Genomic DNA, 13,241 nt, shown 5'->3' on the forward strand with positions numbered 1-13,241 from the left:
TCGGCAACACTCTATCTACAAATTTAAGTATCTCATAAAAATAGATACTCTTGGGTTTATAGGTACATCCCGTCCCTAAAAAACCTAACTTAATCATACGAGGAGGTGATAATATGGAGTTTTTGTTTGACCTTGTAAAAGAGTTTGTCAAAGCGACTGTGCGCGAAGTTTCAGCGTATTTTTTGCGGAAGCAACTTCTGGATAAGGACAACAAAAAACCCACTCCGCGCCGTCACAAGCAAAAGGGTGGGTTCCGCAAAAAGAAATAGCTTATAATAACCACCACCCTAAGCGGTAGCAGTTAGGGAAGAGATGTTAGCGCATCTCTTCTTTTTATTATATGCCATTTTATTTGATGTCATACTTATATAGTATTCTACGGAAAATATATCATATTCCTATTTTGTGGTCAATTTGATTGCATGATTGAAAAGATGTAGTCTTATTCCTCTTCAAACTGAAAAATATCCCGATTAATGAGTTGGTGGAGGTACCTATCCATTTCAGCAGCAGAAACGCTTTTTTTATTTTTAAACCACCATGCGCTTAATGAGGTGATTGCCCCTGAATAAAATTCAATGATTAAATCATTGGGCATCGTATGATTTTTGTGCAGTTGATTTAACGCTTCTATTTCTTGTTTTCTCGTTTCGTGACTTAAATGCTGTGTTCGGTTAATAAATTGTTCATCAGACATTTGCGTTTCTAATATTTTACCGATTTCTTCATGGTGTAGAAATTGTTCCATTACTTGAAATGGTTTACTTAATCGATCTGAAACCGGTATTTCAGCAATCATCTTGCTGTATCGTTTAAATCCAAATGTTAATAAAGCATCTTTATCTTCGAAGTGTTTATAAAAGGTTGTTCGGTGTACCATTGCGCGGTCACATATTTGGTTAATCGTGATCGTACTATATTTCTGTTTTGATTGCGTCATTAATTCAAATAAGGAATCCCACAGTAATTTATGTGTACGTCTAATACGTAAATCAAGTTGTTTTTCACTATCGTTCATCTACAATTCTCCTTTTTTGTAGATTAAATATACAGTGGTTGAAAATTGATTCTCCCTTTTTAATCTACATATGTATATTATATTACATGTGTTCCGGTGTATTTAAAGTTTTTTAAGTAAGAAACAGGAGGAGAATCTGTAAATGAATATGACAACTAAGAGCCCTACAAGTGGCAAAGTTGATACTTCTAATTTGAAACATACCCCCATTTTAATTGCATTACTTTTAGGTGCAATGGTTGCATTATTAAATGAAACATTACTTGGAAATGCGTTAACGGTATTAATGAAAGAATTTGACGTAACGGCTTCAACGATTCAATGGCTTTCTACAGCATACATGTTAGTAGTTGGGGTTTTAGTTCCAATTACAGCATTACTTCAGCAATGGCTCACAACGAGACAAATGTTTTTGATCGCTATGGTAACGTTTTTAGTCGGTACATTAATTGCGGGATTCGCACCGACATTTTCCGTTTTATTAATTGGCCGTATCGTCCAAGCTGTAGCGACGGGGTTAATTACACCGTTATTAATGAATACGATTTTAATCATTTGTCCACCTGAAAAACGTGGTGCGACAATGGGATTAATCGCACTCGTGATGATGGCAGCTCCGGCAATTGGCCCTACATTATCTGGAGTAATTGTGGATTCATTAAATTGGCGCTGGTTATTCTATATTGTTATTCCTATCGTGATTATTTCCATTATGATTGGGATGAAGTACATTCAAAATGTTTCAGAATTAACAAGGCCAAAAGTAGATTACCCATCTATCCTTTTATCGACATTAGGATTTGGCGGGCTTGTGTATAGCTTTAGTGCATCGGGTGATTTAGGATGGTCCGATGCAAAAGTGTATGGCACTTTAATTGTTGGGCTTATCTCATTATGTATTTTTGCCGTTCGACAATTGAAAATTGAGAATCCAATTTTAGAATTACGAGCATTTAAAGTTCCGATGTTTACATTATCAGTTGGATTAATTGTCATTGTGATGATGTCGCTATTTTCAACGATGACTTTATTACCGATGTTCCTGCAAACCGTTTTACTCGTTACAGCTTTTAAATCAGGAATTATCATGCTTCCGGGAAGTGTTATTAGCGCCATAATGGGACCAATCGCAGGTAAACTATTTGATAAATTTAGTCCGAAAGTTATTATCGTTCCCGGCATTGTCTTAGTAGGAATTGCAATGTTCTTATTTAAAGGCATTACTCCTGATACATCAATGGTACAAATTATTGTCATGCATAGCGTATTAATGGTTGGACTCATGTTTGTCATGACAGCACAAACATACGGTTTAAATCAATTAACACCAGATTTATATCCGCACGGAACAGCACTATTTAGTACGTTGCAACAAGTAGCTGGTGCAATTGGTACAGCTATCTTTATTTCGAAAATGTCTTCAGGAACAACTAAGTATATGGAAAGCTCCGCAAATCCACTGGATCCAGTAGAGAAGTTAAACGGTTTAACGTCAGGGTTCCAAGGTGCATTTGCACTTGGGTTAATCTTTATTATTGTTGCATTTATCGTATCGTTATTCTTAAAAGAAGAGAAAGAAGGAGTAAAGGCAGCGAGGGTTTTACAGAACGAACATTAAGGTTTATATAAAAAAGACATCTTTCCCTAGAAAAGATGTCTTTTTTATATTTTTTTCGTAACACTTGTTTTGGGTGTCTTTATACATAAGAATTGGTATGTACAATAATTATCCTTTTTGAGAATAAGGATGCAAAGCCGTACTAATAACTAATAGTTCACCAGATGATTTAGTGACATCGTATATAGATCCTGTTATGAGAATAGGCATAGTCATGATTGTGAAGTTGTTATATTGGTATTAAATGATTTATACGTTTTTTATAGTAAAAATTAGAGACACTTCAATAAAAAGGAATTAAATATGGTACTCTTTAGTTAAGATATTTAAACGAAGACAGGGGAAATGAAGATGGACAAAAAGCTAACGTATTGGCTAGCATCTATTATAGGTGTAGTAGTACTTGCAACTGGTATGACTTATGGAATGTTACAGTTTGCTGAAGTCCCGCTTGAGAGTGAGGACCATGTTTTTGCAGAGGTTAATAAAGAAGACACACTATCGAATGAAGCAGAAGTGAAAGGTTCAAATGCACAACTTCACATTACAGTAACTTCTACTGAAGAAGAAGTTATTTCAGCTATGCATAGCATGACTCATCAAAAAGTAAAAGCGTGTGAAGGAAAGGGAGCAACCCCTATGTCCAAAAAGAATGCAGAGAAAGTAAGAAACATTCTAAACGGAAACAATTTCAAGAATAAAGAAGAGCTATTAGCAATTACTGAAAGATGGGCAAATAGAGATTTTAGTGAAATTTTAGAAGAACATAACTATTTTATTAAACTTCAAGGTGGCAAGATAGGTGAAGCTACAGTAATGGATAAGGTAGACGAGCAAGTATTCTGTTTCAATACTTTCGGTGATGATGTAACGGCCGCATTATTTAAATCAGGAGATCTTCAAGCGCTGTAAGGTGTTTTTTCTTTGATATAAAGAAAGCCTCAAGTATTCATATACTTGAGGCTTTTCCAATGGAAAGATAGGAATGATCCGAATTCCTTACATTAAGAACAAAGTGGAATTACTCCTAAACCAATTAATAAAGCTGCAGCAACTGCTGGAATTGGTACAGGAATTTGAATACCTTCTACAAACAAGAAATACTGACCACTTACTATTTTAAAACAAACTAATTGCATGGCTATTCCTCCCTTCTTTTAGAATTAATACATTATATTAATTTATCTATTTATTGTTATAGTCGAATTATTCATTTTTAAAAATATAGTTAATATGTGAATAGTTTTCGAAAGGACCTGCTCAATCAATACGAAAAAACATAAGATGAAACGAATCCATTAAAATACATGAGTGAACCTTAGTTTTCCCCTCTTATCTAAAGGAGGAACTATTATGGGTTACGGTGGTAGTTGTGGCGGTTGTGGCTTTTCTGGAGGCTTTGCTTTATTAGTTGTGTTATTCATTTTATTAATCATCGTTGGAGCTTCTTGCTTCTGCTAAAAACTATTGGAAAAGACACTCATATAGAGTGTCTTTTCTTTCGTGCAAAATGATTCCTGATAATATCCAACTGTATATAGTATACGGTATATTTTTCCTCATTAGACATGTAGAATTGTAATAATTACATTAACACCAGGAGATACAAAAACTTTCTTACTTGAGGATGTTTTCAAAGTATTACTGTCTCAAATGCTACTACAGCTAACGCTTTACTGATTCCATTATTTATCCAACAAATAACATATATTTGTTGTGATAAATCAAATTCATATTACTGTGAGAATAGTGATTATGGTTATTAGTAGTTATTAAAGAGGGCCTTGGCTCTTTTTTTATTTTCTTTCGACATAATATGACAATATACGAATTAATAGTTTGGTATTATTATCTAGAAATCTTACATTTATCTACAAATTATTATTGTATTTTTAATTTTTTAAATGTAAAATATTTCAATGTAAATACATACCATTTAGGGGGATAAAGAAATTTATGAAAAAATTATTAGCTTCAGCAACAGCGGTAACACTATTAACAGTGGGGTACAGTTCTTCTGCATTTGCAGCTAAGAGTCCTAATGATACAAAAAACTGTGGCCATTTTAAAAGTCAACAAGATGCTCAAGCATTCTGGGATCAAAATGGATATGGTGTTGGAAATGATCCGCACCGTTTAGATAATGATAAAGACGGCATTCCATGTGAAGATTATAAATATCCAAAGAGCACAAATACTACAACAGAAAATAAAGAAACTACTAAACCTCAAGAACAACCTAAACAAGAAAATACTAAACAAGAACCTGTTAAACAAGAAAATACTAAGCAAGAGAATTCAAAACAAAACAACCAAACAACAAATAATAAACAAGAACAAACTAAGCCTCAAACAACTGCAAAAGAAACAAAGAAAAATACTAATACAGTTGTGAAAAAAGAAACAAAAAAACAAGGTGAAAAATTACCTAATACAGCATCAAACGGTGTTACAATGATGCTAGCAAGCTTAGGATTAGCATTAGCTGGAGCTGTATTAATGTTCCGTCGTAAAAAGACAAACGCATAAAATAGTTCCTTAAAACGGCAGGAGAAATCCTGTCGTTTTCAAATGGAGTGATAAAAGTGAATAAAAAACAATGGATAGGCTTATGTTTAACTGTTATTGGACTTACTATCTTTTCCTATTATTTTCTAGAATGGTATAGTGCTAGACAATCAGCAGAGTCGTTAACAACTAACGAGGCTAAACAATATGAGACCTCCACACCTTCTAAAGAAAATGAAACGCAAAATATCAATCAAACAGAGACAGAGATAAAGACTGACACTTCATTACAAGAAAAACCTGTACAAATTCCTGCTTCAAAGGTAAACCATCAGTTAGGAGATAAAGTAGCATATTTAATTATCCCTAAAATACAAAAGAAATACTCTATATATTGGGGAGCTGATGATAAAGTACTAAAAAAGGGTGTAGGTATGTTTGTTAGTGACTTAACTACTACACCATCTGGAAATGGTCATACAGTTTTAAGTGGACATAGAGATACTGTTTTTACCGAGCTTGGTCAATTAAAGGAAAATGACCAACTTATCGTGGAATATGAAAATAAAACATATACATATGAAATTAACAAGCATTGGATAACAGATTCAGAAGATCGAACAGTTATTGTAGAAAAAAGTGAGCCAACATTAACATTAACAACTTGTTATCCTTTTGACTATATAGGAGACGCTCCAGATCGGTACATAATTGAAGCATCTCTACTTTCCATTCATTGAGGATGGAAAGTCCAATACACATTAATTTTAATAATATGTATTGGACTCCCATTCAAGTATCATTTTTCTCAATGAATATTTGGTATATTTTAGGGTGCTTTTTACTATTTTTATGTTAAGATATTTTGGTTGATATTCATCTTATTTTAGGAGGTTGGAAGATCTGTTACATGCTTTTCATATGGATTTTAGTTTCTATACCGAAAGTATAAAAGTTTTGGGGTTATTAGGGAATTCTACTCGCTTATCAATTGTTTGTAAATTGATTACATATGGATCGTTGTCAGTTTCTGATTTAAGTAAGCAAACAAGAATTACAGAGGATTTGATTGTACAACATTTGCGTAAATTAGCCTTTGGAAATATTGTAATTAGTGAACGTATAGGGAAAAGGCTTTATTTCAAAATAAAAGATAATAAAATAATTGAGATTATTAAGGTATTAGGATTACTAAGTTAATTTTCATTACTTTCAATATAAATGATTTTGCTATAACTCAATTGTGCAAAATCACATTTAGCCCGCCTACGGAAATAGGGAGGTTTTTAATATACAAAAAGGCGCCCATATAAGGGTGCCTTTTCCAATAGTTTTTTAGCAGAAGCAACTGCATCCGATAATGATTAATAAAATAAACAATACAACTAATAAAGCGAATCCTCCAGCGAAACCGCAGCCTTCGCCGCAACTACCACCATATCCCATAACAATAGTGCCTCCTTTAAATTAGAGGGTAAAACTAGGGTTCATTCCATGGATTTTAATGGGTTCACTTTACCTTATGTTTTTAAGAATTAATTGAGCAGGTCCTTTTGAAAATAAGGGAAAGATGATCTATGGCGCTTGATTTTATTCCAGTTGTTGGACAAATTAAACAAGGTTTACAAATTTATAATGGAAGAGAATTTTTCACAGACAGAAAATATGAGCCGAATGATTATGTATGGGGAACTGTTTCTACAGTTGTAGGTGGCACTCCTAAAGTTATTGGTCGAGTATTTGGTAAATATGGAGAGTTAGAGCAAAAAGCGAAGGATTTAGGAAAAGTATCAAAGGTAACTGAAGAGATTGGATGGAGTATGCCAAGAGGTGGCGGCGTCATTGATGGACGTAAGTACTCTGAACATGCACTTGAAAGAATGGCACCTGATACAGTTCAAGTTCGAGCGGAGCTTACAAAACGAGCACGTGAGCGAGCTGAAAGAAAAGGGTATACATTCGGATCAGATAAATACATGGAAGAATTAAAAAAAGTTGATCCTCGAGGAATGACTCCAAATGTAGTTGAAGATATTATAAAAACGGGCACTCGCAAACCAGGAGACAATCCTGGTACTGGGAAATACGTTAGAGACGAAGGCTACGTAGTTATAAATGATAAAGGTGACGTTATCACAGTTGTTCCCGCAAAGAAAAAAGAATAGAATGAATAGCATAGTAAGTAATCTATGACAAAAAGGTTGAGGAATATTGGATATTAAGCATGATAAGTATGAGTTACTAGAAATTTTCGAAAGCGAACCAGAAGATTACTATATTCCAGGTGCAGGTGCGTATCGATATAGTAAAATTGATAAACTTGGATTTGAACTGGTTATGAATATGTTCTATTATGATGCAACAGCTGAATTAATAATGCTATACGAAGACAAACGTATCATAGAAACCAAGATGGAATCAGTGAAAGAAATATATACTCGTAATGATTCACTATACATTCTAGGTACAGAAGAAAAGAAAAAAATCGAAGTAAAATTCAAGCCACATTTTACAGTTACAATAAATGAGTTTTAAAAACTTGAAATCAATGTTCGTAAATATTCTGAACATGCTTTAGAAAGAATGGCTCCGGATACAATACAAGTTCGAGCTGAATTAGAGGCACATGCCAAAAGTAGAGGGCTTGTACGTAGTACACAGAAATTTAAAGAATTTGTTAATCCTAGAGGTATCACACCTTCTGTAGTAGATTTTCTGTGCCTTTCCATCGGAAAATCAAGACTGATATAAAAAATGAGTAGAAAAAACAAGGCTCTTACTTCGTGGATACCACTACAAAGTAAGAGCCTTGTTTCATTATATTTGTTCATACAGTTTTCCTTGTAGTCTTCTGTTTTCATCCTTCAATCGCTTATTCTTTATCAATTTTTCGAACAGGTTGCTCCCAAAAGTTTTTTATACAAAATAACATCAAAAAATACGTCTTGAACAAGTATGAAAAAAGAAAGCTGAAGGGCAAGTAATCCTTTTGGAATCTTTTTAAGAGAAAATGATAAACTGATCGGAGACATTTCATTAACTCAAATTGTTAGGGGAGACCTCCAAAGCTGTTATACAGGATTTACTTTAGATAAGGAGCATAATGCAAAGGGCTATACAACAGAGGCTCTTCAACTTGTTGTATATTTTGCTTTTAGGGAATTAAAGCTACATAGAATTGAAGCAGGAGCAATGCTTGATAATATAGCATCTATTCGTGTATTAGAAAAAGTCCTACATAAGGGGACTTTTTCTAATACATATAGATTAAAATAATAATAGAAATTTTTTATTTTTTTCCACAACTATTAATTAAATCATATTGTTTAGAAATCATTTCATTTCGAATTTGATCGAGATGTTTATGTAATGTTTCTTTTATTGCACTACCTGTTTTGCTTTCAAAACTTTTGTTTAATTCAATTCCTTGTTCAGATAAACTTTTGCATACATCATGAAATGCTTCTTTGTTTTTTTGAATGGCATGTTTTTGGCTTGCTACTATGCTATTTGTTTTGAATGCTACATCAGTTTTTAAAAGTGATTGTTGCAGTTCTTTTTCTAATTGCTTTTTAACAGCTTGCAACTCATCTATAATAGTTCCAACTGCACCAACTGTAGCTTTCTCTATTTCTTTCTCTATTTTTTGAATTTCCCCTATAAAATCCATCATATTATCTCGCCGCCAGTCCTTCAAAATTTGTTCCTAATTGATTATCTTTATCTCGTAATGAATTAGCTGCATAAGCAATATCATCTCCAAAATGAATCAATTCTTTTTGTTTTTTCCGTAAAAGATGAATTAGTTCTTCTGCTAGTTGTACATCATGAAAATAGTCTTTTCCGTTTTGGGATATTTTTGCAACCTCTCTAATTGCTTCATCTACTTCATGTTCTTCTAACAGATGATATTTTCCTCCAGGGCCTGTCTCATGCTTCAATTGACTCTTTAATTTCGCAACTTCCTCTTCTTCTTGTTGTTGAAATCTTTCTATATTTCTAATAATATCAGATAATATATCGCTTATTTTTTGTATCTCTTTTGCATGACGAATGATATCATCTGGTTCTAATTCTAGTCGAACACTACCATTATTGTGGAACATTTCTAGAAATGTTGACATTGGATGTTGTCCCATAAATACAGCCGCGAGAATACTATCTGTTCCATTACTTTTCGTTGTAAATTGTTTACCAATCATAGGTGCTCCAAATTGATTGAAATTTCCTACAGCATCTTCTTTATGAGTATAATCTACTACTTTATTTTCCATTACGCCTTCATCTACTCGTTTTTTTGCTTTATCACTTAGTAATCTATAAATATTTGGTGCCGCATATGTTGTTGCATAACAATTCATTTCTGCTGCTACATATTGAGCCTCCGCAGCACCTTTACTATGTCCGGTAGTGTGAATAGATGTAGGATTATATTTTTTCTTAATTTTTTCTGTAAATTCTAATGCACTATCAAATGATGTCGGAGCTTTTCCGCCTGCTACACCAATGTTCTTTTTCTGTCCAAGTGTAATTTGAACTATATCTGTGGTTTTATCTCCATCGAATCTATCAAATTCAGTACCACGGAATGCAATGATTACATCGTCATACTGTTTTTTACCAGGCTTATACTTATTTGCAGGTACTACAGCGATTGCTTGTAATCCATTTTTTACTTTTGTTTTATCTGCATCAAATGTTTCTATAACTACCCATTTTTTATTATTTGACCCTTTTATTTCTTTTTCAATTTCTAAAACTCCGGGTTCATAAACTTGATCGGATAGTTCGAAATAATCTTCATCTGTGGCAATTGGATTTTTTTTCAATTCACTCATATGTTTCAACTCATTTCATGGTATATTTTAAATATATTCAAACACAAGGGGATTTTAAATGAAAAAGAAATTGGTGATTGTTTTATCCATTATTTGTATTATAGCAGGAGGATATTTTACTATGGAATACTTAAAACAAAAAGAAAAAGAAGAAAAGTTTTGGAAAGTACAAGAGGCACGAGTAGAAAAGTATATTCACTATAATATTAAAGATGTAAAATCTATTACATTTACAGAAAATAAGATAAGTCCAATGGGAGTTCCTCATATAAAAGGTTATATAAATAATAATAAAGAATTAGATTTTATAGCTAGTATAAGTACAACTGAAAACTTTGAAGACAAATTTACGCGTTCTGGGAAATTAGGAAAACTTATAAAAAATCCTGAAAAATCAGTATCGGAAATTGAAAAAGAAGAGAAAGAAAAAAACCAAGAGTAGTTCTTGCGACTACTCTTGGTTTCTGTACCCTACTTTAGAAAGAGCATATGTTAACTAGCTTGGAATATAAGGGGATTTCCAATGAAGAAAGTAATGATTTTGATTGTATCTGCTGTGGTGATCATAGCAGGAGGATATTTTACTATGGAATACTTAAAACAAAAAGAAAAAGAAGAAAAGTTTTGGAATGAACAAAAAGAACGAGTAGAAAAATATATTCACTATAATATTAAAGATGTAAAATCTATTAAATTTACAAAAAATGATGTAAGTCCAATGGGAGTTCCTTCTGTAGAAGGATATATAAATAATGATAAGGAATTATGGTTTGATGCAAGTATAAGTACTACAGATAAATTTGAGGATAAGTTTGGTTGTTCTGGGGAATTAGATAAAATGATTAAAAAACCAGCAAAATCAGTATCTGAAATTGAAAAAGAAGAGAAGGAAAAGAAACAAGAGTAGTCTCTTTAACTACTCTTGTTTCTTTATTCTAGGGGTACCGCCCATCACCGTTAAGCTCACAGAACAGGTTGCTCTTAAAATGAACTTCATTGCTATAAAAGACTCTAATTTTTCGTTTTGGGGCAAATATTATATAAAATAATAGCTATCTCTGAATCACTAGTTTCAAAAAGCCTTCACGCAATAATGATTGCATGAAGGCTTTTGATGTTTGCTTATTTTTTTGTCTCGTTAACCCATGTAATAATGTCCTGGATGACGTATTCGGGAACGTTAGCAGGGATTTCATATTCACTAGGGAGGCTTAATTCCCCGTCACCCTCCGTGAAGAAATGATTCAATTTCGGATATTTTTTGAACTGAACATTCCCGCGGTTTGAAAGTCCTTTCTGCCATTTTGTATATTCATCTTTTACTGTTACTTGATAATCACGTGCTCCTTGCAGAATGAGTAAAGGCTCTTTTCGTGATTTTGCCTCTTCAACTGGACGCCACCTAGAAACATCATACATAAAATGAGGTGACCCAAAATTGTAGCCAGCTGGAGGATGATTGGGATTGAAAGTAGGATCCTGAATAAAAGCGACCTGTCTTTTTAGTTCATCGATTTCTTCCTTTGGTTTCCCAAGGTATTGATACTGATCAATGGAAATTTCAGTCAAAGAGCGTGCAGGTGGTGCGAGTAAGATGCTTCCTCGGACAAGTGAGGAAGGTGCTTTGCTTAGTATACGTGGCATTGTGCCAGCTCCTAGGCTATGTCCAAGAATGAAAATATTATTTGGATCAATGCCTTCCTGCTGCGCTGCTGATTTTGCTGCAAATATAGCATCATCTGTAGTATCACGGTCTAACGTAACAGGTTCTGTACTCATCTTTAATGCATGTTCTAAGGTGCGTTTTTCATAGCGCAACACTGCAATTCCGTTGGATGAAAGGCCCACTGCAATGTCTCGTAAGATTTTTGTTCCCATATATGTGCTATCGCGATCATGGATGCCAGCACCATGAACAAGAACAACTACGGGCAGTTTTTCACCACGCTTATGTTTCGGAACTGTTAATGTCGCTGGTAACGGATAGGTAGAATTTCCAATGACGATTTCACGTTCTTGATAGGAGTCAGGTTGATCATAGCTAGGATGCGGGATGGTATAAGATTCCTCGGGTGGCCTTTCTCCAATTTCATCTACTTTCCCGCCAGGTGTGAATTTAAGGAGTAGCGGTATGGTAGTTCCTTCGGTATCTGCTGGAATTTCCACCGTCTGATGGACCAAGTTTCGTTCTTTTATCACGGGGGTTCCCATACTTTTTATCCCGCTCCAGCCACTTTGTGTCCACCAGTTTTGTAATGTGGTTGCTGTAAACTTGGATTGAAAAGCAGCAGACGTCAACTGTAGTGCCTCTGCATACTTACCTTTCTGGAGATATTCAAAAAATAATGATGTACGCTCCGTTAAAGAGACTAGTTTCTTTTCAGCAGATTGTTCCTCATGTGTATCTGCGTGAATAGTTGTTGTAAGCGGGAAAGATGAAACGCCTAAAGAAAAGAGTAGGGTAAAGGTAAGGACTGATTTTTGTATTTTCTTTTTTTTATTCATGTTTCAACCTCCAATATGTGATGGTACAAAACAGGTATGGTAATTAGAATTCTGGTGCGAAAACTTCAAAATATTTGCAAGCAATCTCCAAAACTTGGACATACTAATATTATTATTCTAAAAAAATGTAGATTTCTTCTCTTGTTACATGCATATTAATCCCAGAAATAATCTTTCTTCCTTCACTTTATATTTTGATTATACGAAGCAAAGCTCTCGTTTTTCTTACTTGATACTTACAAATTCCTTAAGTAGAGGATATTTTAAAATTTTGGCTGTATGAATATGTAGCGGTACTCCTATGTTAAGAGATAGCTTAAGGACCGAGGATTATATTGTTTTTATAAAGAGTTGATGTTATGTTTGTTTTGTAACATATGGTGTTTTATGCATGTAGGAGGATTTATTGAAGAAATTATTAATATTGTTTTTATTAGCTACATTTTGTCTACAGATTACAGGATGTTCTAATAATATGGGTACACTAAGGGAGAAGTCTAAAACTTTAACAACTGTGAAGTCTAAACGCATCAATAAAGGGTGGTACAAACATATGTAATAGTTTGTATCACCCTTTGTTGATGTTAGAAGTCATAAGGAAAAGGTTGATAGTTAGATATTTTTCATAAAGAAAAGACACCCATATTGAACTGAACCCAAAAAATTAGACAAATATATTAAGCAGCTACTAAGGATTGAACTCTGTATTGCACAGGGGACAATCCTTTTAGTTTTGTTTTAATTCTTTTGTGAT

The 13,241-nt window shown here is 33.7% G+C and carries 18 protein-coding genes and 1 pseudogene; 12 read left to right on the forward strand and 7 right to left on the reverse strand.

Features of this window, described 5'->3' with window-relative positions; genetic code table 11:
* The first annotated feature begins 113 nt into the window (after positions 1 to 113).
* Positions 114 to 269 (forward strand): hypothetical protein, encoded by a 156-nt coding sequence (locus ACS2CR_RS31055; RefSeq protein ID WP_000394753.1) that lies wholly within the window; start codon positions 114 to 116, stop codon positions 267 to 269.
* Between the two features lie 173 nt (positions 270 to 442).
* Here the strand turns inward: ACS2CR_RS31055 and ACS2CR_RS31060 are convergent, their stop codons facing one another.
* Positions 443 to 1,018 carry a TetR/AcrR family transcriptional regulator gene (locus ACS2CR_RS31060; RefSeq protein WP_153602971.1) on the reverse strand — a complete coding sequence of 192 codons (576 nt, stop codon included), beginning with the start codon at positions 1,016 to 1,018 and terminating at the stop codon, positions 443 to 445.
* Positions 1,019 to 1,160: 142 nt separating this feature from the next.
* Between ACS2CR_RS31060 and ACS2CR_RS31065 the strand changes: the two genes are divergently transcribed.
* Together ACS2CR_RS31065 and ACS2CR_RS31070 are read left to right on the forward strand one after the other, a co-directional pair.
* Positions 1,161 to 2,636 (forward strand): MDR family MFS transporter, encoded by a 1,476-nt coding sequence (locus ACS2CR_RS31065; RefSeq protein WP_001057560.1) that lies wholly within the window; start codon positions 1,161 to 1,163, stop codon positions 2,634 to 2,636.
* 351 nt (positions 2,637 to 2,987) lie between these two features.
* Complete coding sequence (locus ACS2CR_RS31070) at positions 2,988 to 3,548, forward strand: PRK06770 family protein (protein ID WP_053565120.1); 561 nt, start codon at positions 2,988 to 2,990, stop codon at positions 3,546 to 3,548.
* Between the two features lie 92 nt (positions 3,549 to 3,640).
* On the opposite strand, the gene ACS2CR_RS31075 is transcribed toward ACS2CR_RS31070, so the two are convergent.
* Positions 3,641 to 3,775: a hypothetical protein gene (locus tag ACS2CR_RS31075; RefSeq protein WP_001177693.1), complete on the reverse strand. Its 135-nt coding sequence runs from the start codon at positions 3,773 to 3,775 to the stop codon at positions 3,641 to 3,643.
* A gap of 214 nt (positions 3,776 to 3,989) precedes the next feature.
* On the opposite strand from ACS2CR_RS31075, the gene ACS2CR_RS31080 reads away from it, so the two are divergent.
* The 4 genes from ACS2CR_RS31080 (at position 3,990) to ACS2CR_RS31095 (ending at position 6,344) form a co-directional block, all read left to right on the forward strand.
* On the forward strand, positions 3,990 to 4,097 hold the full coding sequence (locus ACS2CR_RS31080) for a YjcZ family sporulation protein (RefSeq protein WP_000540375.1): 108 nt from the start codon (positions 3,990 to 3,992) through the stop codon (positions 4,095 to 4,097).
* Positions 4,098 to 4,592: 495 nt separating this feature from the next.
* Positions 4,593 to 5,165 carry an excalibur calcium-binding domain-containing protein gene (locus ACS2CR_RS31085; protein WP_153602973.1) on the forward strand — a complete coding sequence of 191 codons (573 nt, stop codon included), beginning with the start codon at positions 4,593 to 4,595 and terminating at the stop codon, positions 5,163 to 5,165.
* A 56-nt stretch (positions 5,166 to 5,221) separates the two neighbouring features.
* Entirely contained in the window at positions 5,222 to 5,884 is a 663-nt protein-coding gene (locus ACS2CR_RS31090) for a class D sortase (protein ID WP_001036101.1), read from the forward strand.
* 181 nt (positions 5,885 to 6,065) lie between these two features.
* Positions 6,066 to 6,344: an ArsR/SmtB family transcription factor gene (locus tag ACS2CR_RS31095; protein WP_070757265.1), complete on the forward strand. Its 279-nt coding sequence runs from the start codon at positions 6,066 to 6,068 to the stop codon at positions 6,342 to 6,344.
* A gap of 135 nt (positions 6,345 to 6,479) precedes the next feature.
* Here the strand turns inward: ACS2CR_RS31095 and ACS2CR_RS31100 are convergent, their stop codons facing one another.
* On the reverse strand, positions 6,480 to 6,590 hold the full coding sequence (locus ACS2CR_RS31100) for a YjcZ family sporulation protein (RefSeq protein ID WP_000540371.1): 111 nt from the start codon (positions 6,588 to 6,590) through the stop codon (positions 6,480 to 6,482).
* A 131-nt stretch (positions 6,591 to 6,721) separates the two neighbouring features.
* Between ACS2CR_RS31100 and ACS2CR_RS31105 the strand changes: the two genes are divergently transcribed.
* The 3 genes and pseudogenes from ACS2CR_RS31105 to ACS2CR_RS31115 form a co-directional block, all read left to right on the forward strand.
* Positions 6,722 to 7,309 carry a hypothetical protein gene (locus tag ACS2CR_RS31105; protein ID WP_139894343.1) on the forward strand — a complete coding sequence of 196 codons (588 nt, stop codon included), beginning with the start codon at positions 6,722 to 6,724 and terminating at the stop codon, positions 7,307 to 7,309.
* Between the two features lie 46 nt (positions 7,310 to 7,355).
* The gene (locus ACS2CR_RS31110) at positions 7,356 to 7,679 is read left to right on the forward strand and encodes a hypothetical protein (RefSeq protein WP_153602974.1); all 324 of its coding nucleotides are present in this window, start codon (positions 7,356 to 7,358) and stop codon (positions 7,677 to 7,679) included.
* Between the two features lie 361 nt (positions 7,680 to 8,040).
* A pseudogene (locus ACS2CR_RS31115) lies at positions 8,041 to 8,378 on the forward strand (GNAT family N-acetyltransferase); the annotation flags it as partial.
* Between the two features lie 55 nt (positions 8,379 to 8,433).
* Here ACS2CR_RS31115 and ACS2CR_RS31120 read toward each other — a convergent pair.
* Positions 8,434 to 8,817 (reverse strand): hypothetical protein, encoded by a 384-nt coding sequence (locus tag ACS2CR_RS31120; RefSeq protein ID WP_000968627.1) that lies wholly within the window; start codon positions 8,815 to 8,817, stop codon positions 8,434 to 8,436.
* Position 8,818: 1 nt separating this feature from the next.
* Positions 8,819 to 9,982: a hypothetical protein gene (locus ACS2CR_RS31125; RefSeq protein WP_098396352.1), complete on the reverse strand. Its 1,164-nt coding sequence runs from the start codon at positions 9,980 to 9,982 to the stop codon at positions 8,819 to 8,821.
* A 58-nt stretch (positions 9,983 to 10,040) separates the two neighbouring features.
* On the opposite strand from ACS2CR_RS31125, the gene ACS2CR_RS31130 reads away from it, so the two are divergent.
* Both ACS2CR_RS31130 and ACS2CR_RS31135 read left to right on the forward strand, forming a co-directional pair.
* Positions 10,041 to 10,424, forward strand: a complete 384-nt coding sequence (locus tag ACS2CR_RS31130; protein WP_071740857.1) for a DUF1433 domain-containing protein — start codon at positions 10,041 to 10,043, stop codon at positions 10,422 to 10,424.
* Positions 10,425 to 10,505: 81 nt separating this feature from the next.
* Entirely contained in the window at positions 10,506 to 10,889 is a 384-nt protein-coding gene (locus tag ACS2CR_RS31135; RefSeq protein WP_000757417.1) for a DUF1433 domain-containing protein, read from the forward strand.
* Between the two features lie 215 nt (positions 10,890 to 11,104).
* Here the strand turns inward: ACS2CR_RS31135 and ACS2CR_RS31140 are convergent, their stop codons facing one another.
* Complete coding sequence (locus ACS2CR_RS31140) at positions 11,105 to 12,487, reverse strand: alpha/beta hydrolase (protein ID WP_139894344.1); 1,383 nt, start codon at positions 12,485 to 12,487, stop codon at positions 11,105 to 11,107.
* Between the two features lie 677 nt (positions 12,488 to 13,164).
* Positions 13,165 to 13,241: IS3 family transposase (locus ACS2CR_RS31145; protein ID WP_139784074.1), on the reverse strand; the 77-nt coding region annotated here is incomplete at its 5' end.

The organism is Bacillus cereus group sp. BceL291, assembly GCF_051776705.1.
Lineage (GTDB): Bacteria > Bacillota > Bacilli > Bacillales > Bacillaceae_G > Bacillus_A > Bacillus_A cereus.

Bases quoted from the DNA above. Each gene is read 5' to 3' on its own strand.
- ACS2CR_RS31055 (WP_000394753.1), top strand. From the start codon at position 114: ATGGAGTTTTTGTTTGACCTTGTAAAAGAGTTTGTCAAAGCGACTGTG.
- ACS2CR_RS31060 (WP_153602971.1), bottom strand. From the start codon at position 1,018: ATGAACGATAGTGAAAAACAACTTGATTTACGTATTAGACGTACACAT.
- ACS2CR_RS31065 (WP_001057560.1), top strand. From the start codon at position 1,161: ATGAATATGACAACTAAGAGCCCTACAAGTGGCAAAGTTGATACTTCT.
- ACS2CR_RS31070 (WP_053565120.1), top strand. From the start codon at position 2,988: ATGGACAAAAAGCTAACGTATTGGCTAGCATCTATTATAGGTGTAGTA.
- ACS2CR_RS31075 (WP_001177693.1), bottom strand. From the start codon at position 3,775: ATGCAATTAGTTTGTTTTAAAATAGTAAGTGGTCAGTATTTCTTGTTT.
- ACS2CR_RS31080 (WP_000540375.1), top strand. From the start codon at position 3,990: ATGGGTTACGGTGGTAGTTGTGGCGGTTGTGGCTTTTCTGGAGGCTTT.
- ACS2CR_RS31085 (WP_153602973.1), top strand. From the start codon at position 4,593: ATGAAAAAATTATTAGCTTCAGCAACAGCGGTAACACTATTAACAGTG.
- ACS2CR_RS31095 (WP_070757265.1), top strand. From the start codon at position 6,066: ATGGATTTTAGTTTCTATACCGAAAGTATAAAAGTTTTGGGGTTATTA.
- ACS2CR_RS31100 (WP_000540371.1), bottom strand. From the start codon at position 6,590: ATGGGATATGGTGGTAGTTGCGGCGAAGGCTGCGGTTTCGCTGGAGGA.
- ACS2CR_RS31105 (WP_139894343.1), top strand. From the start codon at position 6,722: ATGGCGCTTGATTTTATTCCAGTTGTTGGACAAATTAAACAAGGTTTA.
- ACS2CR_RS31120 (WP_000968627.1), bottom strand. From the start codon at position 8,817: ATGATGGATTTTATAGGGGAAATTCAAAAAATAGAGAAAGAAATAGAG.
- ACS2CR_RS31125 (WP_098396352.1), bottom strand. From the start codon at position 9,982: ATGAGTGAATTGAAAAAAAATCCAATTGCCACAGATGAAGATTATTTC.
- ACS2CR_RS31130 (WP_071740857.1), top strand. From the start codon at position 10,041: ATGAAAAAGAAATTGGTGATTGTTTTATCCATTATTTGTATTATAGCA.
- ACS2CR_RS31135 (WP_000757417.1), top strand. From the start codon at position 10,506: ATGAAGAAAGTAATGATTTTGATTGTATCTGCTGTGGTGATCATAGCA.
- ACS2CR_RS31140 (WP_139894344.1), bottom strand. From the start codon at position 12,487: ATGAATAAAAAAAAGAAAATACAAAAATCAGTCCTTACCTTTACCCTA.